The organism is Rhodospirillales bacterium, from assembly GCA_023898805.1.
Classification (GTDB): Bacteria; Pseudomonadota; Alphaproteobacteria; order Micavibrionales; family UBA1664; genus UBA6145.
Window position 1 is genome coordinate 827,941 of record CP060260.1, and the last position, 24,979, is coordinate 852,919.

The following is a 24,979-nucleotide window of genomic DNA, read 5'->3' on the forward strand; positions in this document are numbered from 1 at the left end:
TTTCCCGGCGCGCGCCGCGCACAAATACGGTATAATTTTCGACATGATTGCATCCGCCCCCTTCCGGCTGCTGCTCGCTCTGGGTTTCACGCTTGCCCTCGGCGCCTGCTCGACCCTCACCGGCTTTTCCCACACCAATGCAAGCGGCTACACCCAATTGCAGCACCAGCAATGCGTGCCCTATGCGCGTGACGTTTCGGGCATCCCGATCCGCGGCGACGCATGGACATGGTGGGGTCAGGCGGCGGGCCGCTACGCGCGCGGCAACCACCCAGCATCCGGCGCGGTGCTGGTCCTTGCCAAAACCCAGCGCCTTACCCACGGACATCTGGCAGTGGTTACCGGCGTTCTTTCGCCGCGCGACATTCTGGTCACACATACCAATTGGGGCGACAACCCATTTAACCGCCGCATTGTCTATACGGCAATGCGAGCACAGGACGTATCCCCCGCCAATGACTGGACCAGCGTGCGTTTCTGGAACGACGAAAAAAGCGTCTTCGGGTTCCAGTACGCCGCGTACGGATTTATCTACAACCCGCGCGGCACGCCTATCACATATTGACTTGCCCGCAGGCTTGTCCGATAGGTTGACCGAAATCAAGGCCGCAATCGGCACGTACGGTTAGATAAAAAGGCATGAGTGGTTCCTGGAAGGCACGGGTGCTGAAATATGACGGTATGGCACCCCGCTATACCAGCTATCCGCCCGCGCCCATATTCAAGGCGGAATTCCCGCGCGAAACGGTTTCTGACTGGTTGCGCGCCCTTGCGCCCGGGCAAAACCTGTCGCTTTACCTCCACATCCCGTTCTGCGCCAAGCTGTGCTATTACTGCGGCTGCAATACCAGCATCGCCAACGATTACGACCGCGTGTCGGCCTATCTTCAAATTCTAAGGCGCGAAATCGATACCGCCGCCGCGCTGGTCGACAAGGGCGTCATCGTCACCCAGATCCATTTTGGCGGCGGATCGCCCACGATGATGGCCGATGCCGATTTCACCGCCTTGATGGACCGGCTGCGCACGGCCTTCACGCTCGCGCCGGACGCCGAGATCGCGATCGAGGCCGACCCGCGCCAACTGACCCGCGGACGCATCGACACCTATGTCCGCGCGGGCGTCACACGGCTGAGCCTTGGCACGCAGGATTTTGAACCCGAGGTTCTGGCGGCCGTCAACCGCGAGCAGCCTTACGAACTGACCGAAAACGCGATTAAATGGGCGCGTGAGGCCGGCATCAAAAGCGTCAACATGGACATCATGTACGGCCTGCCCTTCCAGACCGTCGCCAGCATCACCCGCACGCTCGAACGCGTGGCCGCTCTTTCGCCCGAACGCGTTGCCTTTTTCGGCTATGCCCACGTGCCATGGATGAAAAAACACATGGGCGTAATCGGCGAACAGAACCTTCCCGATGCCGGTTTACGCTACGACCTGTTCGAAGCCGGAAAATCCATACTGGTGCAGGCGGGCTACCGCGCGATCGGGATCGATCATTTCGTACGCCCCGGCGATGCCATGCACGCGGCATGGAAGGAAGGCCGCCTCAACCGCAATTTTCAGGGTTATACGACCGACAGCGCCCAAGCGTTGCTCGGCCTCGGCGCTTCGGCGATTTCCGCCTTCCCGCAGGGATACGCCCAGAATCTGACCGACCAGCGCGCCTACGCCGATGCGGTGGAATCCGGCCTTCTACCGGTCGCGCGGGGACTGGCCAAAACTCCGGACGATGTCGTGCGCGGCGAAATCATCATGCGCTTGATGTGCGACTTTTTCGTCGATCTGCACGCCATGGCCCAGCGCAATGATCTACCCACTCGTCATTTCGACGATAACGTCGCGAAACTTGCGCCGCTGATCGCCGATCATCTGGTCGATTTTGACGGCCGCGGCCTGCGCATCAATCCCGCCGCGCCACAGATTGCACGCATCGCAGCCCAAGCCTTCGACGCCTATGCTGCTCCCTCCGCCGAATCCCTGAAGCCGCGCCATTCCAGGGCCGTCTAGCCCCTTGTTGCAGCACGTAAACGCCTGTAATCACGCAAATTTGATCTTGATCAATTCCCGAAAACACGGATGATACGGGGCGTGAACACGATCACACCCGCAACCCTGAAATCCCTGCCGATGTTTCATGATTGCCCGGCGGCGGTGCTTGCACGCCTGCTTCAGGGCGCCGGGATCGAACAATGCGCCAAAGGCCGGGTACTGTTTTTAAACGGCGAACCCGCCAATAGTTACTTCTATATCCGCTCCGGCTGGATAAAACTCTTTCGTGAAACGCTCGACGGCGATCAGGCGATCGTCGACATCCTGCCTGCCGGGCACCTGTTCGGCGAAACCGCCATTTTTGAAAACGGCATCTATGCCTACAGCGCCGAAATGGTCGAGGAAGGCGAGGTCGCACGCCTGCCGCTGCGCACGCTACAAGATGAAATCGACCGCAATCATGCCCTTGCGCTGGCGATGCTCAAATCCATGAGCCGCTATCGTCACGAACAGGAAATGGAAATCGAACACCGTACCTTGCAAAGCGCGCCGCAACGCATCGGCTGTTTCCTGCTGCGCTTGATGAACCAGCATGATTCCGGCCCGGTTACCGTTCATTTGCCATACGACAAAACACTGCTGGCGGCGCGCCTTGGCATGCAGCCGGAAACATTTTCCCGCGCGCTTGCCCGCCTGAAAAAGGAAACGGGCCTGGAAATCAGGGGCTCGACGGTTCAGGCACGCTCGTTTGTGCAATTATCCGAATATGCCTGCGCGGCCTGCAGCTCCGGCTTCCCGTGCGCCGATAAATGACCTTCAGCCGGCACCAGCCACGACCAGTCCAGCCGCGCCGGCTGGCTGATGAACAGTTGCGGATGATCGACGGCTAGCTCCAGCGCCTCGCGGCCCACGCGCCAGTATCGTTCTTCGCCCTGACAGCATGTACAACCGCAGCCCGCGCCCGGCACGAAATCCAGCCGCCCTTCGCGTAAAAGCATTATCAGCGTGATTTCCCGACCGTGATCGACCACGATCGCGTGAATTTTTAGGCGCGCCATGTGCAGGCCTGCTGCATCCCAGATTGATTTATACGGGAACCTCGTCCGGTTCTGTGCCAGTGCCGCATTGCACACATTGACATACTGCGCAAACAGCGCATCAAGATCGTCATTACCCTTGAAAATACGGGCCGCCATCGTGCCATGCTTTCACAGCCGCGCCGCCGATGTATTTGATTTCCGTCAAACCGTCCCTACGGGCGTGCAACTCTCAAAATATGGCGGGAGGGTATGTAGATGGCTGTGCGCGCAGTCTGCTGATAACCGTTCTCAAACCGTAATCATGGTACGGAAAGTCAGCGACAGCCGACGGCCCCGCTCAACCTTGAAACCACCAACAGTATCGGATTTACGGGCGGGGATGGCATGCATCCATTCATATCGGGCCGGGCCCGACAAGACCACCAGACTACCTTCTTCCAGATAAAGCTCCGCCTTTTGCCCTGTCTGAATATTTTGAAACTGCATCATGGCCCCAGACCCAAGCGACAACGATGCGATTGTTTTCCCAAAACATGGAATACAATCGACATGGGCGGATATGCCCTGCCCGGGTTCATATTCATTCACTATGATCTGGTCAGGTACCGCACTGAAATGACCTTGCTCGTATAATCTCTGCGCAATTGGTTTTAGCCACCCTGGCAACGGACCTATGTAAGCGTCCCTGCTTACACCACGCGCCTTGTAATCGTACTTGTAGCCGTAATGCTGTACGCGCCGCTTCAGATCATTCAGCCAGCTGTTTTGATCGATATTCTCTATAAAACGGATTTGCTCTTCAGCTGCTAAAAAATCAGGAAAATAATGCAGCCCGTCTATTGCAGGGATAGGCTCCTTTTCCAGTTTGAACAGCAAATTTGTCATTTCAGTTTGAATACCCATGTCGCAAAACGATCATGATTGTCCAGTGCACTGCCATCATCGTTCGTATTGACATGAGCGTAGCCGGGAAACATACCTTGGTCAAAGCGGCAAGGCAGGGACACACTAAAGCCTGCAAATAAAGCCGCTTCATCGAATTTGAACACACCATCGTAGTATGGGCTGTCCACGGCCGTTATCAACACCTGCCCGTCTTTCTCCAGATATGATGCGGCACTACGCAGAAAAAGACGGATCATGACGTGATTTGATGTGTGGCCGCACTTGCTATCCCGACTGCCAACATTCGGAAATTGAAAAATGATTGTATCAAATTTCTGCCCTGTCAGACTCTTGTCCAAATGCGTGGCATCAACATCGTACAGCACACGGCCACCTGCCTGTCTGATAATCCCTGCGTTCCTGATAGCGTCTTCCGGTTGGCCTCTTTCGCTTTCAAAGACCGTTGCCGACATGCTCATGACGCCAGTTTCCGGCCTCTTCAACAATGCAACTGCAAAACTCAAATTACCTTCGCCAACCAGCAAGACATCACCAAGTGCCACCCATGGCCCAAGCCCGAGCCTTGAATAGGCTGCTACAGTCCTTCCAATTACATCAAACATGCGCGGCTCCCTGATTTTAGGTACAAAAAAACACCGCAGGCGGAGCTGTGGTGTCTGATACTGAATATATTCCTATATTTTAAAATCCAAAGCAAGAGACAAATTAGCTTCAGACTAATGGCTGTGTGCGCAGTCACGCTCGCACTATTCTCAGGCCATTTTCCCTGTTTTTAAGGGAAAATAAACGGAAAAAAGGAAGAAAGCTGGTGATTTTTTCTGAAAATCACCGCCTAAAGCTTGGTTTTTGGCACCCAAGTTAAAGCTTTCCCTATGACAACGAACAGGGAAAAAAGTAATCTATAACACATTCATAAAACACCCTCTAACCTCTAGGCTTGCAATAAACTCTCAAGGCATGAACACGCTCGCTTCGCATCGCTACCAACGGCAGGTCGTATTGTCTGAAATAGGGCCTGAAGGACAATCCAAACTTGCCGCAGCACGCATCCTTTGTGTAGGGGCGGGCGGCTTGGGTTGTCCGGCGTTAATGTATTTGGCTGCAGCCGGAGTTGGCCATATTACAATCATAGATCCTGATACCGTCGATCTTACCAACCTGCAAAGGCAGGTGCTTTTCACCGTTGAAGATTGCGGTCAATCCAAAGCCATTGCCGCCCAAAAGCGCCTGCAACAGCTCAATCCTGACATTGAGGTTGAAGCTATCGCGGACTGGCTGACCGATAAAAACGCGAAAGACCTATTCTTAAGGCACGATATCATTATCGACGGCACCGACAACTTCGAGACAAAATATTTAATTAACGATGCTGCCATCAAAACCTCGAAACCGGTCGTTTACGGTGCCATACAGGGATTTGAAGGGCAGGTTTCTGTATGGAGCACGGAACACGGCCCATGCTATCGCTGCCTTTACCCCACGCCACCCAAGGCCGCCATCCGTAACTGTGCGGAAGCAGGCGTAATCGGCGCTGTTGCCGGAGTCATCGGAACAACACAGGCCATGCAATGCATCACCCTGATTGTAGATCATGCAAGCTTCGCCCCGCTCATCGGCAAGCTGTGGATCATCGACATGAAAACGATGGATACGCAGTCACTGTCTATCACTAAAAAACACGACTGCCTTGTGTGTGCACAAGACAAAGCAGACATCAAACTCACCTATAACAATCCAGAATGCTCGACCGTACAAATATCTCAATTGGATGAACTTCCTGCCAACGGATCTTACACGCTGATAGACGTGCGCGAAAAAACGGAATGGGACAATGGGCACATAAAAAGCGCTATCCTTTGCCCTCTATCAGATATCGAAGCAGGCAAATTGCCGGATCTTCCCGTAGACACCGACTTGGTACTCTATTGCCAAAAAGGCGTTCGCAGCCTTAAGGCTGCACAAATCATAGCAACAAACGGTTTTGTAAATATAAGAAGCTTGCGCGGTGGATATGAAGCGTGGCTTACCAAAGCAAAGAAAGAAACTTGCTAATTAACTGCGCACCAGCATAGCACGTAAGAATACCCGTCGCCCTTGTAATCCATCCTAAAGACAAGCGCGTGGCCCCTAGCCATGAACCGGCGGATCCACCGACAAAAACCAACAGCGCCAATGGCCAGTATTCAATAGCGCTTCGCATCAGGCCGGCATCACTGAGCTTCAGCATCTGCCCCAAAATGCCTGCGAGCGAATTGATGAATATAAAAAAGCTACATGTAGCCGCTATTTGACGCGCATTATCCCACTTTAGAAAATGCAGAAGCGGCGCCAAATATATCCCGCCACCGATACCTGTAATGCCAGCCAATAAACCAAGCCCGGCACTACATGGCAACACGACAGGCCATACAAATTTCTGTGTTGGAATCACGGAACAAACGTGTTGTTTCAAAAACAAAAGCCGGATACCGGCCAAAAGCAAAGCTGCGCCCAGTACGCCAAAGAAAACGACTTTTCCCACAGGCAACAGCCCGCCCAAAAAAGCCATAGGAACCGATAAAGAAGCCCACGAGACGGTGCGCCGCCAGTCGATCAAACCGCATAGGCTAAAACGCCAGCACCCGCCTGCGGACACGATGATATTGCAACACAAAGAAACAACAGGAATGATACGGTAATCAATACCCGCCATACTCAGTATGGCCGTGTATGTCGAGCCGCCCGCAAACCCGACAGAGGCGTACACAAGAGCGGTCAAAAAAAACGGAACAGCAAGGATAAACATCAACTGGCCTTACGAGGGCGCGTATCGGTTTTCAGATCAACTTGCAGCAGGGTCTTTGTACCATCCGTAAACCACATCAAACCATCGCGATCTTTTCCTTTGTCCTTAAGATTGGTGATATCAGACAAAGTCACTGAAAGACCAAGGCATGCCTCTGATCGATCCGTACTGAGATGCAAAACAGGCTTTTGAATAGTTTCCGAAACAGTTATTTCAATCGCCATGACCATGCCACCGAGCATTATCTTTAGTTCTAGGTGCCCGGCACGCTCAAGCTCATAAAGCTCGGTTTCAGAAATTTTGAATATAACTTCATGACCAGCCAGTTTAACGTTCATAGAGCCCCCAGTTTTTGCCATTCATCGGGTGTATTGACGTTAATAAATTGGTCTTGATGGGCAGTATCCGGTTCAATAGCCTTTGCCCCCAAAGCCTCCAGCAAAGAACGGACGCTTTTGCATTCATGGCGCACAAATACGCTTTTAGGGATATAGGCAGGAAGTGGCCACCCCTGATAACAGGCGGCGCTGTCTTGGTGAAGGAGCGGACGAAGTATGTCACCTCCCAAAAGCGGCATGTCGACAGGCACAAATAAATAGCCCTCGTAAGCGGGATAACCTTCGATGATATCCATCATCGCCTTGGCAGGCCCTTCATAGGATGTTGCATCCGGCACCGTCTTATACCCCTCAAGCGTGCCGCTTAAGATGATTTGAGAGATCTCAGGCATCCTTAAAGAGTCTTGCGCATGCTCTACAAGAGGGCGTCCACCCAGCTTCAAGAGCGCCTTATTTTGCCCCATACGGGATGACCGTCCGCCCACAAGCACAACGCCCAATAGGCCATTACCTGCCGCCACAGCCACACCCACCACACCCGCAGCCTGTCTTGGTCTGAGGTATATCAAGTTTGGAACCGCCCAGCCATGCCTGTGTCCCATCGATATATAATTCCTGCTTCCAGACAGGCACGCGTTTTTTGATTTCCTCAATGATAAAACGACAGGCATCAAAGGCATTGGCACGGTGCGGCGAGCCAACAGCAATCACAACACTGGCATCACCCACCTTCAACGTGCCCTTGGCGTGTTCTACAAAAATATGAACATCATCCCAAAGATTGATTGCCTCGTGGCAGATTTCCAGTAAGGCTTTTTCAGCCAATCCATCATGGCAATCATAAATCATGCCGCTAACGGCACGGCCTTCGTGATGATTGCGTACAACGCCTACAAAGCTGGCAATAGCTCCATGCGAAGCATCAGATACAAATGCAAAGGCTGGCGTTGCATCCAACGCCCCCTCCCTGATAGCGATATGAATTTTTTGAGCCATGCTATCCCCCACACACCGGCGGCAGGATGGAAAGCGCGCCACCCACTGTAAACACATGGTCTGAAGGTAGAATACTTACATCATCAGCCAACACGGAATCGCCGATCAGCGCCTCATCCTGGCCATGAAGCGCACCCAACAAAGCGGCTTTAACGCCCGCGATATCACAGCCCATCGGCACTGCAAACTGAAGACTTTGGCCATGCTTTCGAAACGCACCAAAAAAACGAAGCTCGATTTTCAGTTCTTCATTCATGCTGATTTCCTGTCACGTGCAGGCATTTGTTTTGCGATGCGCTCGACGGCCTTTGATAGAACGGGCTGGAGCATCTGCCAGCATTCTGCAACCGCCTTCGGGCTACCGGGCAGTGCAATCACAAGGGTCTCATCCACAATGCCGGCGCACATGCGGGAGAGCCACGCGGTTTCGGTAAAAAATCCGCTTTCTTGTCGCAGCCATTCGCCTATGCCGTCCAGCATCGGCGCGCATATATCCTTTAGCACTTCGGGCGTCACATCCCTCGGTGATGGCCCTGTACCGCCCGACGCCAATAAAACCTGCGGGGAATGTTTGACACAGATATCTTTGATAGTTTTTGCAATAAGCACTTTCTCATCGGGGATGACTTGATAGGCCACAACATCAGCCCCGTCAGCCTTCAGTGCTTCGAGTAAAAATTTTCCTGATTTATCGTCATAAACACCTGCCGAGGCACGGTCGCTCATAACAAGTACTGCAGCTTTAATGCCTTTAAGTTCTGTGTCTAAAAGCTGCACCTCAAGCCAAGCCGGGACGCCTTCAGGGTTTTTCCAGGCACCGCTTTTGCCGCCCGTTTTGGCCAGTAGCCGCACACCTTCAATTTGCAGGGCTGGGTTTGTACCCTTGGTCAAATCCCAGATGGTCAAAAGCGCGGCATTAACCCCCGCAAGTGCCTCCATCTCGACACCGGTTTTGGCAATCGCCACGCACTGGACAATCACGTCTACGGCATTGGCAGCCACATCCAGCACAAAATGTGCACCCGCCATATCAAGCGGCACCGCATGGCACATGGGAATGCTTTGCGGTGTGTTTTTTGCACCCGCAATGGCTGCCGCTTCGGCAAGTGCCAACACATCGCCCTTTGGTAGCGCGCCACGTTCTATAGCCTCGAAAGCAGCACAACCAACCACAATACGGCCAGTTGCCACGGCCACACGGCGCGTTGGCCGTTTTTTACCTACGTCTATCATGCCAAAACGGGATACGCCTTTTTCAGGCATTTTGAATGTCATGTCACCCTCCGATCGATGCCAGATGTTGCGTGGCGCCCGAGCATCCTTGATGCAGCGCATGCGCCTCGCGCTTATATCCCAAAAGACTCATTATTTTTTCCTGCAACTCCTGCCGTTGGTCATCGTGCTGTAATAAATCCCGCAACGGATACCCACCCTCGCCAAACAAGCAAAGATGCATCTCGGCACGGCTGGAGACACGAAGACGGTTGCAGCTCTTACAAAAGTCTTTGGAATAGGGCGCAATGAGACCAATGCAGCCTGCATGCTCTGGATGCCAGAATTCCTGCGCGGGGCCTGCGCCAAGTTCCCTGTCTTTGCGCTTCCAGCCAAGCCCTTCCAAATTCTCCGCGATGAGCGCAGCGCTCAGATGATGTTCTTTGAAATAATCAGCGTTGTCATTGGTACGCATCAACTCGATAAACCGCACGGATACAGGGCGATGCTTAACAAGCTCCAGAAATCCGGAAAGCTCTTTGTCATTCAATCCCTTCAGCAAAACCGCATTGATTTTGATGCTGGAAAAACCCGCATGTTCACACACATCAAGGCCGTGCATGACTTCCGCAAGACGGTCATGCCCTGTAATTTGCGCAAACCTTTTGTTATCCAGTGAATCAATGCTGAGATTGATGGCATTGATACCGGCAAGCCTGTAGCCTAACGCCCGTTCGGGCAGTTTGTAGCCGTTTGTCGTCAGTGCCAGCTTACGGATGCCTTCAATTCTTGAAATACTCTCGGCTATCTCGATAAAATCCGGACGCAAAGTCGGCTCACCACCCGTGATCCTGACCTTCCAGATACCCAAACCGGCAAAGGCACGCACAAGCCGTAGAATCTCATCCCGCGTCATCGGCGCAGCATCGCCACATTTCTGGTATCCGTTCGGAAGGCAGTATGAGCATTTAAAATTACAGATATCCGTAAGCGACAGCCTTAGGTACGAAAACCTGCGCCCAAACGCATCCTGTAGGGGGTGTGCCTGTTCCATGACGCTCCTTTCCAAAAATCGTGGAGACTGTGGCGTTTCCACCACAACCCCGGTCACGAAACCATATCCGGCAAAGGACTTAGGTATCCGCGACTTCGGAGACACAACTGATAGTCTGCGCACCCCAGAAAAACAGGGTTTGATTTGAATCAAGCAAAGCAAAAAATACGTCAGCTAACTATGGAGCATGAACACTCTGGCTGTCTTGCACAAAACCCCGATTTTCCAAGCTCTCTCGGAAAGCGATCTCACGGATGTAGCGCGAAATGCCATTCCGCATAACTTTGAAAAGGGGAACGAGCTTTTCAGTATGGGGGATGATGCCAAAGGATTTTTTGTAATCCTGAGCGGCTGGATCAAACTGTATCGTATCTCACGCGAGGGTATTGAAACCATTATCCATGTCTTTGGCCCGGGCGAAACATTCGCCGAGGCTGCCGTATTTAACGAACGTCATATATACCCTGTCAGCGCGCAGGCCGTTGATGACGGCACGATGCTGGAAATCCCGCGCCTGTTTTTCTATAGAAAAATCGAGGAAAACAGCCGTTTTGCCCTGCATATGCTAGCCGCCATTGCCTCGCGCCAGCATTATCTTGTGCAGCAGTTGGAACAGGTTAGCTCGCGCTCGGCTCCGCAGCGTGTCGGCGCTTTTTTATTGCGGTTTTGCAAAAAACTGGAAGAACGAAAAGACGGATCACACATCCTTGATCTTCCTTACGATAAATCGATCATCGCCAAACGCCTCAACATCAAGCCTGAAACGTTTTCACGGTGCTTTCAGCAGTTGCGCCCCTACGGGGTTGAAGTGCAGGGGCGACGCGTGAATATAACCACACCCCGGAAACTGGCGGAATTTTGTGATTTCGATGGCCGTGATAAACCTTGCTAGGCTGTCTGTCCATCCGGTCTTGAGCTAAACAATATTGGCGCATACCGGAACGCATATATCAAAAAGACGACCGCCCACAACCCGCCCGATGCCTCAATGATACGGTCATAATGATCAGGCATCAGCATACTTCCAAACACCCTGATGATGGCTGCGACCTGTATCAAGCTAAACATTACGATTGTCAGCGTGTCCGCCGAAATATCTCTCCCCGTATGACCAAGGGCCACACGGCACATCATGCCAATGCACATAGTGCCAATGGCCCCCGCTGTCATAGCGTGAAGTGCGGTCGATATTGGCAAAACGCCAAACGATGCGGCTCCAAGCAGCGCAAAACCGGTGATCATCCACAAAAAGCCAACATGAAGTACCCAAACCATCGGATCTGCAAAAGCCTTGGCCGGGTTAAATTTAAAAAGCCTGTACCCGTTGATAAGCGCCATCAAAACAAACGCCATGCCAGTGGCGAACACGTCTACGCCCAACAGAGCATGGAATACAATGCATGTTATGCCGCAAGCCAACGCAAATATATCCGCCTTTGGCATATTTGGTTGGAAAGCATTGATACCGCGCCGCCTTAGGGATGCAACAGTAAAGGCAGGAATGACGCGCCCGCCAATCGTCGAGATTTTGACCATCACAATCAAAACCGCCGTATGGATATATCCCACATCACCTGTTGCCAGGGAAGCCATGTCGCACAGCCACAACGCAGTTAAGAGACCAATAAACAGCATGTTCCTGAAATTGCGGCTGCGCCATAAGGGGATTGCAAGGCTCAAAGCCAGTGCAGGTAAAAAAAGCCCCTCAACACCTATCGCAAGCCATTGGGGTACATTAGGTGAAAACACAACACCCCGCCCCAATACCCAGAGAATAACAAGACCCGCCAGATGAATTTGCCGTGCAGGCGCACCGCCCGTCCAGTTGGCAACAGCCGTTAATAAAAAGCCTGCAACAATAGAAACCGTAAACCCGAAAAGCATTTCATGCGCATGCCAAAACAATGCGTTTGGAGGCGGTATGGCAACACCGCAGAAAGTTAATACCCAAAGCGGCATCACAAAAGCGGCATAAAGGGCACCGAAAAAGAAAAAAGGTCTGAAACCACGCCCCAAGAAAGGAGCATCCAAGAATTTGCGCATATCACTGAACCAAAGGTGAATCGGATGCCTTTAGCTTAAACCCGCTGATTTTGGCTTTACCAGCCAATATTTGGACATACTGGCCAAATGCACGGCGCCAGCTTTGTTCGGTGATGGTTTTGGAGATCCACTCAGCCACGGCCTCGAATGGCAACCGGTTGCCCTCCGCCCGCTCATGCACCTTGATGATATGATACCCAACTTCGCTGGCCACGGGTTCAAGACTGATATCACCGGCTTGCATCTTCATGAGAGCGGCCTCAAAGGCCGGCATGGTCTGCCCTTTCCCGATCTGCCCCAGCCGCCCGCCATCTTTGGCAGACGGGCAACCGGATTCTTCCCTGGCTATCGATTTAAACAAAGATGCTTTTTTTGAAATCCGCTCAAGCGTTTTTTCAGCACGCTTCAACGCTTCGGCTCTCGCCTTTTTGTTATCGGGAGGCGCAAGATAAAGAATATGCGAGACTTCAAAAAGCGGCGATGTATGAAATTTGACAGGATTGTTCTCGTAATAGCGCCTGCACTCCTCGTCCGTTGGCACTGGCAGGGATATCTCCTGTTTCAAAAGCTTTTCGATCGCGGCATCATGTGAAATATTTATCTCCTCGCGCTTGGCAATACCCTTTGCAACAGCTTCCTGCACCAATAGCTCACGGATCACGAGCGCCTGCATAGCCTCATACTTGGCCTGAAGCAAAGACTCGGCCGGATGATATTGCACCTCGGCACTGATCTGGTCGGGCGTAATGGATACGCCATTGACGGTGATGCCAGGGGCCAACGCATGCATGGCTTACACCTCGCGGCGACGTACAATTTGCCACGGCCTGAAAACAAACCCGAGCGGTGCGCTCAGAGCATGCACAAGCCGTGTGAATGGGAAGGCAATGAACAGCAACATCCCGAGCGTGAGATGCAATTTGAAGACAGGATGAACATCCGCAATAAAATCAGAAGCCCCTGCACGGAAAGTCACGATATGCTGCGCCCATTCCATGAACTTGACCATCTCGTGCCCATCCAGATGCCCCATGGAAACAGGGATGGTGCACAGCCCCAATAAAAGCTGTGCGAGCAACAGGAATAAGACGGCAATATCTGCAACCGAAGATGTTGCGCGAATACGCTGATCATAAAGCCTGCGGTGCAACAGCATCAAAAGCCCGATAAGGCACAACATGCCGGCTGCCCCGCCTACAACCATGGCCAGCAGTTGCTTTGTACCGTGGGCAATACCCAGCGCATCGAACACGACTACAGGCGTCAAAAGTCCGACGGCATGACCGGCAAGCACAATCAAGATGCCCACATGAAAAAATACGCTGCCCATCATCAACTGCTTGCGACGCAAAAGTTGGCTCGATTTGCTGCGCCAGCTATAAGGGTCACGATCAAAGCGCAACATGCATCCAAGAATGCACACACCCAAGGAAAGATAGGGAAGTATCTGGAATAGAAAGAAGTTCATGACGCCCTCCCGGCGATTTGATTCATACGCGCCAACATGGCAGATGCCTTTGGGCAATCCTGCGCAGCCGTAGGGTCAGGCGTCTTTAACGCAAACTGTTCCTCCCACGCCTTATCCATCTCTTCAAAATCAGGCGCGGCACCATTGCCTTTTGCCAGTGTCGTTTGCACAGCCTTGGCATCAGGTTTGCAGGTAAGGATGGACAAGACAGCATCCATAACGCCAGCATAAGCACTTTCGCGCTGCTTCAGGCGCTCTGTCATCGCCGCCAAAATATGGCTGATGCCATCAAGGCCTTCCTTGGCTTCATCCGGCGGCAGGATCGAGAGATACTCCATGAAAATCGGCAGATAATCCGGCATCTCATCGGAGGCGATTTTTAGCCCCTTTTCGGTATATAAATTCCCAAGATCAACCAAAGCCTGCCCACGATCGCGGGAATCACCGTGTACATGCTCGAACAGATGCAGAGATAGCGACGGTGTACGGTCAAACAACCCCACATACTCTTCCTGCGCATCCAGCAGGTCTTGTGCTTGTAAACTCCGCACAAAGGATTCAACGGCCTTCATGCATGAGACAGATACCCATCCCTCCGTTTTCAAAACGGACACACATTCCGGCAAGGCTTCAACCAATGCTGCATTCGGATAAGACACTAAAAGCCCAAGGATTTTCGGTGTTTTCATGACCTGTCTCCCTAACTGCCGCAACTGCCACAGCAACTGCTGCCGGGCTTTGACGGTGGCATCTCCGGTTCTCCGTGATCGCGTTTGAAAATGGTATTCACACGGTTATCCTTGCCTGAGGCACTGCGCCCACGCCATTGTTTCGGGTTTTCGAACAAATCGGTTTCGCTGTTGCTATGGCCGGAGCATCCATTACCGAAGCTAAAACCGCAGCCACCGCTTTCACCGTAGGCATCCAGAGTTTCCTCGCGGTGGCCGGTCGGGATAACATAGCGGTCTTCGTAATTGGCGAGCGCCATGATTTTATACATGTCCTCGACCATATCAGGCGTCAACCCCACACTGCCCAACACGGCACTATTATCCTTGCCTTCCACCAGCTTGCCGCGCATGAAGTGGCGCATGGCCATCATGCGTTTTAAGGCCAATGTCACCGGCTCTTCCTTGCCGCCGGTGAGAAGGTTTGCCAGATATTTGACAGGAATACGCAGTTGATCGACATCCGGCATGATCCCCGTTTGAGGGATTTTTCCCGCCTCGGCGGCCGCCTGTACGGGCGAGAGTGGTGGGATATACCAGACCATCGGCAAGGTGCGGTATTCAGGATGCAGCGGGAAGGCCACTTTCCATTCCATTGCCATCTTATAGACGGGCGATTTGCGCGCGGCTTCCATCCAGTTATCGGGAATGCCATCACGCTTGGCCTGCTCAATAACCTTCGGATCATGGGGGTTCAGGAAGATACCGCACTGCGAGTTATACAGGTCTTCCGTACTTTCAACCGACGCCGCACCCTCGATACGGTCGGCATCATAGAGCATCACGCCAAGGTAACGGATACGCCCAACACAGGTTTCCGAACAAACGGTCGGTTCGCCGTTTTCAATACGCGGGTAGCAGAACGTGCATTTCTCGGCCTTGCCGGACTTCCAGTTGTAATAGATTTTCTTGTACGGGCAACCGGAGATGCACATACGCCAGCCGCGGCATTTGTCCTGATCAACAAGAACAATGCCGTCTTCTTCGCGTTTGTAAATCGACCCTGACGGACAAGAAGCAACACAAGTAGGGTTCAGGCAATGCTCGCACAAACGCGGCAAATACATCATGAATGTATTTTCAAACTGGCCGTAGATTTCTTCCTCAATGTCTTTGAAGTTATAATCTTTACGACGATGTTCAAATTCCGTACCCAGAATCTCTTCCCAGTTGGGCCCCCATTTGATTTTCTCCATACGCTGCCCTGATACAAGCGAGCGTGGGCGCGCTGTCGGCATCGCCTTACTTTCAGGCGATTTTTGCAAATGGTCGTAATCGAAGGTAAACGGCTCGTAATAATCATCAATTTCAGGCAAATTCGGATTGGCAAAAATATTCGCCAAAATGCGCCAGCGACCGCCCTGCTTGGGCTCTATTTTGCCGTCTTTACGTCGTTTCCAGCCGCCATTCCACTTATCTTGGTTCTCCCATTCCTTGGGATAACCAACACCAGGCTTGGTTTCGACGTTGTTGAACCATGCGTATTCAACACCTTCGCGTGACGTCCAGACGTTCTTGCAGGTCACGGAACAGGTATGGCATCCGATACATTTATCGAGATTCAACACCATGGCAACTTGAGCGCGTATCTTCATTGTGCAGCCTCCTGCGGAACGGAACCATCCATCCAGTCCACCCTGTCCATTTTGCGTACAATCACGAATTCGTCACGGTTGGAACCGACTGTTCCGTAATAGTTAAACCCGTAACTTTGCTGGGCATAACCACCAATCATGTGTGTCGGCTTGACCGTTGCACGGGTTACAGAGTTATGGATGCCACCGCGTGCACCTGTTATCTGGCTCCCTGGCATGTTCACGATTTTCTCCTGCGCGTGGTACATCATCATCATGCCTTCGTTCACACGCTGGCTGACAACCGCACGGGCGACGATCGCACCGTTGGTGTTGAACACCTCCAGCCAATCGTTATCCTTGGCGCCGATTTTCTGCGCATCGGTCTCGCTCATCCACACAATCGGCCCGCCGCGCGAAAGTGTCAGCATATGCAGATTGTCCGAATACGTGGAATGAATGCCCCATTTTTGGTGCGGTGTAATCCAGTTGAGCAGCACCGTCGGCGATTCTTTACCGTGTTTATCGAGCATATTTTGAACCGTGCCGGTATTAATGGGCGGGCGATAAGATACCAACCCTTCGCCGAAATCCAGCATCCAGGGATGATCCTGATACAGCTGCTGGCGTCCTGTCAGCGTACGCCACGGGATGAATTCATGCACGTTGGTGTACCCTGCGTTGTAGCAGACATGCTCGGATTCAATACCGCTCCATGTGGGTGACGAGATAATCTTGCGCGGTTGCGCCTGAATATCGCGGAAGCGGATTTTTTCTTCCTCTTTCGGCAAAGCCAAGTGCGTATGGTCACGCCCCGTTATTTTTGAAAGCGCGGCCCATGATTTGACCGCCACCTCGCCGTTGGTTTCCGGCGCAAGACTCAGAATAACTTCGCACGCATCAATATCACTTTCGATTTTCGCGCGGCCTTCCTTTGTACCGTTAAGCTTTTTGAGGAAGTCGACTTCATGCTCGGTGTTCCACGCAATCCCTTTTCCGCCGTTGCCCGCCTTTTCCATGAGCGGCCCCAAAGAAGTAAACCGCGCATAAGTGTTTGGATAATCACGTTCCACTACTTTCATGGTCGGCATAGTTTTACCGGGGATTGCATCACACTGGCTATGGCGCCATTCACGCACATCAGGCTGGGCGAGCTCGGACGGGCTGTCATGCATCAACGGATTGAGCACAAGGTCTTTTTCAACACCTAAATGCCCTACCGTTAATTCCGAGAATTTTTTGGCAATTCCTTTATAAATCTCCCAGTCCGACTTGCTTTGCCACACAGGGTCAATCGCCGCTGAAAGCGGGTGGATGAACGGATGCATATCAGATGTATTGAGATCGTTTTTCTCGTACCAACTGGCCGTCGGCAAAACGATATCGGAATACATACAGGTCGTGGACATGCGGAAATCGAGTGTCACCAGCAAGTCTAGCTTGCCCTCCGGCGCCGCATCATGCCACGTCACATCGCTGACAGAACCACGCCCTTCAGCGCCTAAATCCTTACCCTGGACACCATGCTGCGTACCAAGCAGGTGCTTCAGGAAATATTCGTGCCCCTTGCCGCTCGACCCCAAAAGGTTTGAACGCCACACAAACAGGTTGCGAGGCCAATTATCCGGCGCATCCGGATCTTCACACGACATGCGCAAATTGCCGGATTTAAGACGCTCGACAACATGCGCGATGGGGTCTTTACCTGCTTTTTCTGCTTCACGAACCAACGCAATCGGGTTTTCCTGAAGCTGCGGCGCTGATGGCAACCATCCCATGCGCTCGGCGCGCACGTTGCAATCAATCAACGTCCCTTTCCATGCCTTTTTATCAGCCGTAGGTGATAAAATCTCCTGCAAGCCCAGTGTTTCATAGCGCCATTGGTCGGTATGCGCATAGAAAAACGATGTGCTGTTCTGCTGGCGGGGCGGACGCGCCCAATCAAGTGCAAAGGCCAAGGGTGCCCAGCCGGTTTGCGGGCGCAGTTTTTCCTGCCCCACGTAATGTGACCAGCCTCCACCCGATTGCCCGACACACCCGCAGAAGGTCAGCATGTTGATGCAGGCGCGGTAGTTCATGTCCATGTGGTACCAGTGGTTCATGGCCGCACCGATGATGATCATCGACTTACCCTTGGTCGTGGATGCGTTGTCCGCAAAGGCGCGGGCAACACGAATGACTTTCCCGGCATCCACGCCCGTAATTTTTTCTTGCCAGGCCGGTGTGTACGGGATGTTTTGATCGTAACCGGAAGCTACATTGCCGCCACCAAACCCACGATCAATGCCATACTGGGCACAGAGCAAATCAAATACCGTAACTACAGGCACACGACCTTCTTTTAACTGCAAATATTTAACAGGAAGGTTGCGATCCAAAATCTCGTCATGCGCGTTTGGCTCAAAATAGCCATGCTCATGTTCCTGCCCCGCAAAATACGGGAAGCCAACAGGAACGATATCATCCTGCGCGCCCTTCAGTGTTTTGCGCATAACAAACGCACGTCCGGTTCTGGATTCAGCCGGCACGATGTTCCACTTGCCTTCCTCGCCCCAACGGAAGCCGATGGACCCCTTCGGCACCACCACATCGCCTGTTTTTTCATCAAAGCACAGCGTCTTCCACTCCGGGTTATTGGCTTCCCCCATACCATCCGCAAAGTCGGAAGCACGCAGGAAACGCCCTGGCACATAGCGGCCATCGCGTTTATCGAGGCGTACAAGAAAAGGCATATCGGTATAGGTACGTGTATATTCGTCAAAATACGGATCAACGCGATCAAGATGGAATTCCTTCAAAATCACATGCCCCATGGCCATCCCCATCGCGGCATCCGTGCCCTGCTTCGGGTTAAGCCAGATATCGGCAAATTTTGAAGCCTCGGAATAATCAGGCGTTACGGTGACAATCTGTGTACCTTTATACCGCGCTTCGGTCATAAAATGGGCGTCCGGCGTGCGCGTTTGCGGCACGTTGGAACCCCACATCATGATAAAACCGGCATTATACCAATCGGCACTTTCCGGCACGTCCGTCTGCTCGCCCCATGTTTGCGGACTGGAAGGAGGCAAGTCGCAATACCAGTCGTAAAAGCTCATGCACACGCCGCCGATAAGCGATAGATAACGCGATCCCGCCGCATAAGATACCATCGACATCGCAGGAATGGGCGAGAAACCGATCACGCGGTCAGGTCCATGTTTTTTGATGGTATGGATGTTGGCAGCGGCGATAATCTCGTTGACTTCATCCCACTCGGCACGCACAAAGCCGCCGCGTCCACGCACTTCCTGATATGATTTGCGCAAAGCGGGATCGGCCTGAATATGCGCCCACGCATCAACAGGGTTACAAACCTTGCGTTTGACTTCGCGCCATAATTTTAACAGGCGTTTTCGCACCATTGGGTATTTGAGTCGATTGGCGCTATAGATGTACCACGAATAACTGGCACCACGCGCACAGCCGCGTGGCTCGTGGTTCGGCAGATCGGGCCGCGTACGCGGATAATCCGTCTGCTGTGTTTCCCACGTAATCAGGCCGTTTTTGACATAGATTTTCCATGAGCAGGAGCCAGTGCAGTTGACCCCGTGTGTCGAGCGCACGATTTTATCATGCGCCCAACGATCACGATACGCTTCTTCCCATCCTCGATTTTCGGATGTCGTAACGCCGTGGCCTTCCGAAAAAGTCTCGTCGTCATTTTTTTTGAAGAAGGAAAAACGGTCCAGCAGATAACTCATGGTACTTTCTCCAGATCTAGGGATTCTTGTGGGCGCAACCCGGGCGCAGATAAGCCCACCAGTTCAAAACAAGGCACAGCACATAGAAGGCCGCAAAGCCATACAGCGCCTGCTGCGGCAAACCTTTTTCAATCTGTTCGCCAAAGACGATGGGGATGATGAACGCGCCATAAGCGGCCACCGCCGATGTCCAGCCCAGCACGGGACCAGCCTGCTGGCGATCGAACACCACAGCCACCGTCCTGAAGGTTGAACCGTTGCCGATCCCCGCTGCAAAAAACAGCGCCATGAAGGTCAGGAAGAACGGCGTGAAAAAGACCTCTGGCGTTGCCGAAGCATAGGCCGCCTGCATGTAGTGTGCCGCGCCCAAGGCCGCCGCCACCATGATAACGGAGCAGTATTGCGTCACGCGGGCGCCGCCCAGTTTGTCAGCAAGCCAGCCGCCAACAGGGCGTATAACCGCGCCAATGAAGGGCCCGATCCAGGCATAAGTCAGCGCCGATGGTGCGTTCGGGTTGGCAAGGTCATGCGTGAAGGTACCGTCCGCTCCCAGCACATGCTGGAATCCGAAGATAACCTTGATGGACAACGGCAACGCGGCAGAAAACCCGATAAAGGAACCAAAGGTCATCGTATAAATGACGGTCATGATCCATGTATGCGGATGCGCAAAGATTTTATACTGTGAGCGCACACGCTGCGAAAGCCCGGGAAAAACCGCCAGAATTCCAAGCGTTGCGGCAATGACAAGCGGCAGCACAATCCATTTGCTGACCATGTAGCCTGAGCCATTGGCAGTAGCCGGCAACATCAGCCACAACCCACCAACGGTCGTGAGCAACCCGATGGTCAGCATCACGGCAATTTTGAAGAAGGAAGAAACGGGATTGCCGATTTCCGGCGACACCTGCTGCGTGCGGATGTTGTTCATCCCCACCCACGCAGCCACAACCAGCGGCACGAGAATCGCAAACCAGATGAAACCGGAGTTGTGGATCCATGTCTCGGCCCCAGCCGGAATTTTGCCGATCAGCGTGCCGGAATCGGCCTTCAGGATCATCGAATTACCGCCAAACACAGCCGATGTCATGACAAGCGGAATCAGAATTTGTGTAGACGTCACGCCGAAGTTACCCAAACCAGCGTTTAGCCCCAAGGCAAGCCCCTGCATTTTTTTCGGGAAGAAGAAGTTGATGTTGGACATAGACGCCGCAAAGTTACCACCGCCAAATCCGCACAGCAGCGCAAGGGCCTGAAACACCCAAAGTGGCGTATTGACATCCTGCAGCGCCACGCCTGTTAAAAAGGCAGGGATCATCAGAAGCATCGTGGTGAAGAAGATGGTATTGCGCCCGCCCGCCATACGGATGAAGAAAGAGCTAGGGATACGCAACGTGGCACCGGAAAGCCCCGCGATCGAATTGAGCGTAAATAATTCGGCCTTACTGAAGGTAAAACCCAGATTGAGCATCTGGACCGTAATGACGCTCCAGTACACCCACACGGCAAAACCGCACAAAAGGCACGGGATGGAGATCCAGAGGTTGCGATAAGCAACCGAGCTTGCGCCCGTATTCCATGCCGCTTCGTTTTCGGGGTCCCAGTTATGGATATCTTGAGCCATGATATGCCTCCTTAATGGGCTTTTGCTTTGTCAAGTTCAGGGAAATATTTCGGTTCGCTTAAGGTAGGGTTTCTCTTACTTTCAAGCGCAAGGATGGAAACGTGCATCCATACAAAAGCGATGGAAACCAGAACAAATAGAACCATAAAACAACTGGTCCAGATTCCAGTTATGTCATTAAGAAATCCGAACACTATAGGAAGAACAAACCCCCCTAAACCGCCGATCATGCCGACCAATCCACCGACCGAGCCGACATGTTGCGGATAATAGACAGGGATGTGCTTGTAAACCGCTGCCTTGCCAAGAGACATAAAAAAGCCGAGCACAAAAATAAGGGCAATAAAAGCCGGCAACGTCATGCGTAACGAGAACTCGACAGGGCCGCGTATTCCCTCAACAATATAATGCGTAGAAGGATAGGAAAGCAGGAACGTACACAGAACTGACACGGCAAATGTCAGGTACATGACCGAACGCGCGCCATACTTGTCGGACAGCCAGCCGCCGACCACACGGAACAGACTTGCCGGAATGGAGTACGCAGCCGCGATCATGCCTGCTGTTTTGATATCAAGACCATACGCACCAACAAGATAGCGCGGCAACCAGAGTGCTAGCGCGACAAAGGCACCAAATACAAAAAAGTAGTACAGTGAAAAACGCCAGACTTGGAGATTTTTAAGCGGCTCCATTTGAAGCCATGCGCCTTTGGCTTTTATATTGTTCCTCCTGCGCTCAATCAGTGCAGGATCATCACTGGTGCCAAACCAAAAAACGATTGCCGTCACAACCAGCGCCGCTGCCCAGACATTGGCAACCATTTCCCACCCGTAAGCCACCATGACGAAGGGCGCAATAAACTTTGTAACTGCCGCACCCACGTTTCCTGCCCCAAAAATTCCAAGTGCCGTGCCTTGTTTTTTTGTTTCATAGAACTTCGAGACATAGGCGATACCGACAGCAAAAGAGCCGCCGGCAATACCAACGCCAAGGGCGGCCAGCAGGAATTCCGGATAAGTGCCTGCAAATGTCAGAAGCCACGTGGCGACTGCCGCAGCCAACATGACAGCGACAAAAATGATCCGGCCACCATATTGATCCGTCCATATGCCAAGAAAGATGCGGATAAGAGAACCCGTTAAAATCGGGGTCCCCGCCAAAAGCCCGAACTGCGCATCGGACAATCCAAGATTTTCTTTGATCTTGAGGCCAATGATGGAAAAGATGGTCCAAACAGCAAAACAGACGGTAAAAGAAAAGGCACTGAACACAAGCGCTCTAAGCGATTGACTGTTTTGCTGCATAAAAATTCTCCGAAAAAATGATTCGCTAAATGCCCCTCTTTCCTGACACCTGTTAAATCGATACAGTTTGATTCAAATCAAGATGTTGGAAATTTTGTAAAAATGCCTCTCAAGTCACCGAACATTGCCGCGACGCTCAGAATGCCAAAAACAGGTGGCCATTCCGGGTTGTTCGATGGCCTCAACGAAACGAGCCTCCAGATGGTGCTTGGAAATTCCGTCCTGCAAACATACGAAAGCGGGTGTACCATCTTCCAGCAGGGCGATATGCCAACGCATGTCTATGTCGTGATCGAGGGTACATTGCGCACACTACGCAACGGCGAGGACGGTGACGAAGCAACCATCCGCATGCTGCGCCCGGGCGAAACATGCATGGAGGCCGTCATCTTCATGGGGGGGCCATCGCCCATATCCGTGCAAGCGATAGAGGATTCAAAAGTGCTGCTTGTCCCCGCAAGCTTTATAAAAAGCCACGCGCTGCGCGACGGGCAGTTTGCCACGAACCTTCTGCAAATCGTGACACATCACTATAAAAACGCGATGCATCAGATTGACGCTATGCAGATCAAATCACCCCTCCAGCGCATCGGCTATTTCTTTTTAGAGAAGTTTCTTGAGGCAGGAAAACCGGATGGCCTGACCCTGCCATTCAAAAAAACCATCATCGCCAATTACCTCGGCATGACGCCGGAAACGTTCTCTCGCGCGCTCAACAAAATCCGCGACATCGGCGTTGATATCGATGGTGAAAAAATCCATCTCAGCGACGCCTTCGTACTCTGCCAGTTCTGCGATGCCGACATGGCGCATCTTTGCCCGAGACACGAAACAGCCGAATGCCCCGTGTGCCCGCTACACACAAACCGTCACAAGGCGTAGGTTTCGATCACGGAACCAGCTTCAAGGCTTTTGAGCTCTTCGGGAATAACGGCCCATGCATTCATTTTCAGAAACGGACTGACCTTGAAAGATTCCTGACCATCAAGTAACGTCACGCGTTGTTGCCCATTAACATCGGCAGAAACATGCGCCTTCAAAAAATGACGTAAATCATTTTTCTTCCGAAACGACGCATCAAGCACGGCACAAGCCTTACCTTCATCAACAACACCAAGACATGCATCTAAAAATGGCTGCACGAAAAACCGTAACCCCACAGCCGCTGATGTCGGATTCCCGGGCAATCCAAAATAAAGAGTGCCGTTTGGAAATTGCGCGAACAATACAGGCTTGCCAGGCTTGATAGCCACCTTGTGAAAAAGGATTTTTGCGCCCATGTCTTCCAGTGCCTTTTTCACAAAATCAAAATCACCTGCCGAAACAGCTCCGCTTGAAATGATGATTTCACAACCCGCATCCAGCGCACTGGATACCGTGCGCGAATACAGCGCGGGATCGTCCCCAATGGCATGGAAGGAAACGCAATCAAGCCCCATATCCGCAAGCTTGCAAAGCGCATAAGGCAAATTGGAGTTATAGATTTTTCCTGCCTCCAGCGCACCGGAACCAGCTTCTTGCAACTCCCGCCCCGTGGCTATGAAACAAACCTTTGGCTTTTCATTTACCAAAACCTTGCCGCAACCCACAGCCGCCAATGCCATCACATGCTCTGGCGTAAGCTTCGTACCTTTTCGGACAACGACATCACCCGCCTTGAAATCCTGCCCTCGGCGACGGATATGATCTCCCACCTTCGGTGCTTGCTGGAACGTGACGTTATTGCCGTTTCTTGCCGCCTGTTCGACAGGAACAACCGCCTCCGCCCAATCAGGGAGCATCGCTCCCGTCATGATGGCCATACATGTCTTACTCTGAAGAAGCTGCTTTTGCGACGCATCCCCGGCCGCGATGGTTTGCGCTACATCTAAAGTAACCGGCAGCCCCTCAAAATCTGCCATTCGTACGGCAAAACCATCCATCGCACTGTTGTCAAAAGGCTGGATATCGACACCCGCTCTCACATCTTCGGCCAGGACACGACCGCAAGCCCCGATAATGGGCACGTCACAGCTCGACAATGGTTTGGCTGATTTTTTAAGTATTTCAAGGGCTTCAAGATAGGAAATCATCGGAACATCTTTTTTAAGAACATAAGGCAAGCCTTATCACGATAACTTTTTCAGCTCTATTGATCTGAATCAATTTGAGGGATGCCTTTACCGAGGA

At 52.4% G+C, this 24,979-nt stretch carries 25 protein-coding genes and 1 riboswitch; of the genes, 6 read left to right on the top strand and 19 right to left on the bottom strand.

Features of this window, described 5'->3' with window-relative positions; genetic code table 11:
- The first annotated feature begins 43 nt into the window (after positions 1-43).
- The 3 genes from H6866_04150 (at position 44) to H6866_04160 (ending at position 2,805) form a co-directional block, all read left to right on the top strand.
- Positions 44-565 (top strand): CHAP domain-containing protein, encoded by a 522-nt coding sequence (locus H6866_04150; GenBank protein ID USO08411.1) that lies wholly within the window; start codon positions 44-46, stop codon positions 563-565.
- A 74-nt stretch (positions 566-639) separates the two neighbouring features.
- Positions 640-2,010 (top strand): oxygen-independent coproporphyrinogen III oxidase, encoded by a 1,371-nt coding sequence (gene hemN, locus H6866_04155; GenBank protein USO08412.1) that lies wholly within the window; start codon positions 640-642, stop codon positions 2,008-2,010.
- Positions 2,011-2,091: 81 nt separating this feature from the next.
- Positions 2,092-2,805 (top strand): Crp/Fnr family transcriptional regulator, encoded by a 714-nt coding sequence (locus tag H6866_04160; protein USO08413.1) that lies wholly within the window; start codon positions 2,092-2,094, stop codon positions 2,803-2,805.
- Here the strand turns inward: H6866_04160 and H6866_04165 are convergent.
- From H6866_04165 to H6866_04175, 3 genes are all read right to left on the bottom strand, one after another.
- Positions 2,727-3,188, bottom strand: coding sequence for a hypothetical protein (locus tag H6866_04165; protein ID USO08414.1), 462 nt, complete (start codon positions 3,186-3,188; stop codon positions 2,727-2,729). The genes H6866_04160 and H6866_04165 overlap by 79 nt on opposite strands.
- A gap of 132 nt (positions 3,189-3,320) precedes the next feature.
- Positions 3,321-3,917, bottom strand: a complete 597-nt coding sequence (locus H6866_04170; GenBank protein USO08585.1) for an alpha-ketoglutarate-dependent dioxygenase AlkB — start codon at positions 3,915-3,917, stop codon at positions 3,321-3,323.
- The gene (locus H6866_04175) at positions 3,914-4,540 is read right to left on the bottom strand and encodes a DUF2431 domain-containing protein (protein ID USO08415.1); all 627 of its coding nucleotides are present in this window, start codon (positions 4,538-4,540) and stop codon (positions 3,914-3,916) included. Before H6866_04175 ends, H6866_04170 begins: the two co-directional genes overlap by 4 nt.
- 355 nt (positions 4,541-4,895) lie before the next feature.
- Between H6866_04175 and H6866_04180 the strand changes: the two genes are divergently transcribed.
- Entirely contained in the window at positions 4,896-5,990 is a 1,095-nt protein-coding gene (locus H6866_04180) for a HesA/MoeB/ThiF family protein (protein USO08416.1), read from the top strand.
- On the opposite strand, the gene H6866_04185 is transcribed toward H6866_04180, so the two are convergent.
- The 7 genes from H6866_04185 to moaA all read right to left on the bottom strand — a co-directional run bounded on the left by H6866_04185 (position 5,962) and on the right by moaA (position 10,323).
- Positions 5,962-6,723, bottom strand: a complete 762-nt coding sequence (locus H6866_04185) for a sulfite exporter TauE/SafE family protein (GenBank protein USO08417.1) — start codon at positions 6,721-6,723, stop codon at positions 5,962-5,964. The two genes, H6866_04180 and H6866_04185, sit on opposite strands and share 29 nt — an antisense overlap.
- Positions 6,723-7,061, bottom strand: a complete 339-nt coding sequence (locus H6866_04190) for a hypothetical protein (GenBank protein USO08418.1) — start codon at positions 7,059-7,061, stop codon at positions 6,723-6,725. Before H6866_04190 ends, H6866_04185 begins: the two co-directional genes overlap by 1 nt.
- Positions 7,058-7,525, bottom strand: a complete 468-nt coding sequence (locus H6866_04195) for a molybdenum cofactor guanylyltransferase (GenBank protein ID USO08419.1) — start codon at positions 7,523-7,525, stop codon at positions 7,058-7,060. Before H6866_04195 ends, H6866_04190 begins: the two co-directional genes overlap by 4 nt.
- 43 nt (positions 7,526-7,568) lie before the next feature.
- Positions 7,569-8,057 carry a molybdenum cofactor biosynthesis protein MoaE gene (locus tag H6866_04200; GenBank protein ID USO08420.1) on the bottom strand — a complete coding sequence of 163 codons (489 nt, stop codon included), beginning with the start codon at positions 8,055-8,057 and terminating at the stop codon, positions 7,569-7,571.
- A 1-nt stretch (position 8,058) separates the two neighbouring features.
- Positions 8,059-8,313: a hypothetical protein gene (locus tag H6866_04205; GenBank protein ID USO08421.1), complete on the bottom strand. Its 255-nt coding sequence runs from the start codon at positions 8,311-8,313 to the stop codon at positions 8,059-8,061.
- A complete protein-coding gene (locus H6866_04210; GenBank protein ID USO08422.1) occupies positions 8,310-9,332 on the bottom strand; it encodes a bifunctional molybdenum cofactor biosynthesis protein MoaC/MoaB in 1,023 nt (340 codons plus the stop codon). Before H6866_04210 ends, H6866_04205 begins: the two co-directional genes overlap by 4 nt.
- Position 9,333: 1 nt before the next feature.
- Positions 9,334-10,323, bottom strand: coding sequence for a GTP 3',8-cyclase MoaA (gene moaA / locus H6866_04215; protein ID USO08423.1), 990 nt, complete (start codon positions 10,321-10,323; stop codon positions 9,334-9,336).
- Positions 10,312-10,436, bottom strand: a riboswitch (molybdenum cofactor riboswitch). It overlaps the preceding gene by 12 nt.
- 74 nt (positions 10,437-10,510) lie before the next feature.
- Here moaA and H6866_04220 point away from each other — a divergent pair.
- Positions 10,511-11,215 carry a Crp/Fnr family transcriptional regulator gene (locus tag H6866_04220; protein ID USO08424.1) on the top strand — a complete coding sequence of 235 codons (705 nt, stop codon included), beginning with the start codon at positions 10,511-10,513 and terminating at the stop codon, positions 11,213-11,215.
- Here the strand turns inward: H6866_04220 and H6866_04225 are convergent.
- Genes H6866_04225 through H6866_04260 form a run of 8 tightly spaced genes read right to left on the bottom strand, consistent with a single transcriptional unit; the run spans position 11,212 to position 22,810 of the window.
- Positions 11,212-12,366 carry an NnrS family protein gene (locus H6866_04225; protein USO08425.1) on the bottom strand — a complete coding sequence of 385 codons (1,155 nt, stop codon included), beginning with the start codon at positions 12,364-12,366 and terminating at the stop codon, positions 11,212-11,214. The genes H6866_04220 and H6866_04225 overlap by 4 nt on opposite strands.
- A 1-nt stretch (position 12,367) precedes the next feature.
- Positions 12,368-13,156: a peptidylprolyl isomerase gene (locus tag H6866_04230; GenBank protein USO08426.1), complete on the bottom strand. Its 789-nt coding sequence runs from the start codon at positions 13,154-13,156 to the stop codon at positions 12,368-12,370.
- A 3-nt stretch (positions 13,157-13,159) separates the two neighbouring features.
- On the bottom strand, positions 13,160-13,834 hold the full coding sequence (narI, locus tag H6866_04235) for a respiratory nitrate reductase subunit gamma (GenBank protein ID USO08427.1): 675 nt from the start codon (positions 13,832-13,834) through the stop codon (positions 13,160-13,162).
- Positions 13,831-14,523, bottom strand: coding sequence for a nitrate reductase molybdenum cofactor assembly chaperone (gene narJ / locus H6866_04240; protein ID USO08428.1), 693 nt, complete (start codon positions 14,521-14,523; stop codon positions 13,831-13,833). The genes narI and narJ overlap by 4 nt, the downstream gene beginning before the upstream one ends.
- Before the next feature lie 11 nt (positions 14,524-14,534).
- Positions 14,535-16,157: a nitrate reductase subunit beta gene (narH, locus tag H6866_04245; GenBank protein USO08429.1), complete on the bottom strand. Its 1,623-nt coding sequence runs from the start codon at positions 16,155-16,157 to the stop codon at positions 14,535-14,537.
- A complete protein-coding gene (locus tag H6866_04250) occupies positions 16,154-19,879 on the bottom strand; it encodes a nitrate reductase subunit alpha (protein ID USO08430.1) in 3,726 nt (1,241 codons plus the stop codon). Before H6866_04250 ends, narH begins: the two co-directional genes overlap by 4 nt.
- A gap of 16 nt (positions 19,880-19,895) precedes the next feature.
- Entirely contained in the window at positions 19,896-21,503 is a 1,608-nt protein-coding gene (locus H6866_04255; protein USO08431.1) for an antiporter, read from the bottom strand.
- Positions 21,504-21,514: 11 nt separating this feature from the next.
- A complete protein-coding gene (locus tag H6866_04260) occupies positions 21,515-22,810 on the bottom strand; it encodes a NarK/NasA family nitrate transporter (protein USO08432.1) in 1,296 nt (431 codons plus the stop codon).
- Between the two features lie 141 nt (positions 22,811-22,951).
- Here H6866_04260 and H6866_04265 point away from each other — a divergent pair, with 141 nt between their 5' ends.
- Positions 22,952-23,692, top strand: coding sequence for a Crp/Fnr family transcriptional regulator (locus H6866_04265; protein ID USO08586.1), 741 nt, complete (start codon positions 22,952-22,954; stop codon positions 23,690-23,692).
- On the opposite strand, the gene H6866_04270 is transcribed toward H6866_04265, so the two are convergent.
- A complete protein-coding gene (locus tag H6866_04270) occupies positions 23,680-24,912 on the bottom strand; it encodes a molybdopterin molybdotransferase MoeA (protein USO08433.1) in 1,233 nt (410 codons plus the stop codon). The two genes, H6866_04265 and H6866_04270, sit on opposite strands and share 13 nt — an antisense overlap.
- Positions 24,913-24,979: the final 67 nt, after the last annotated feature.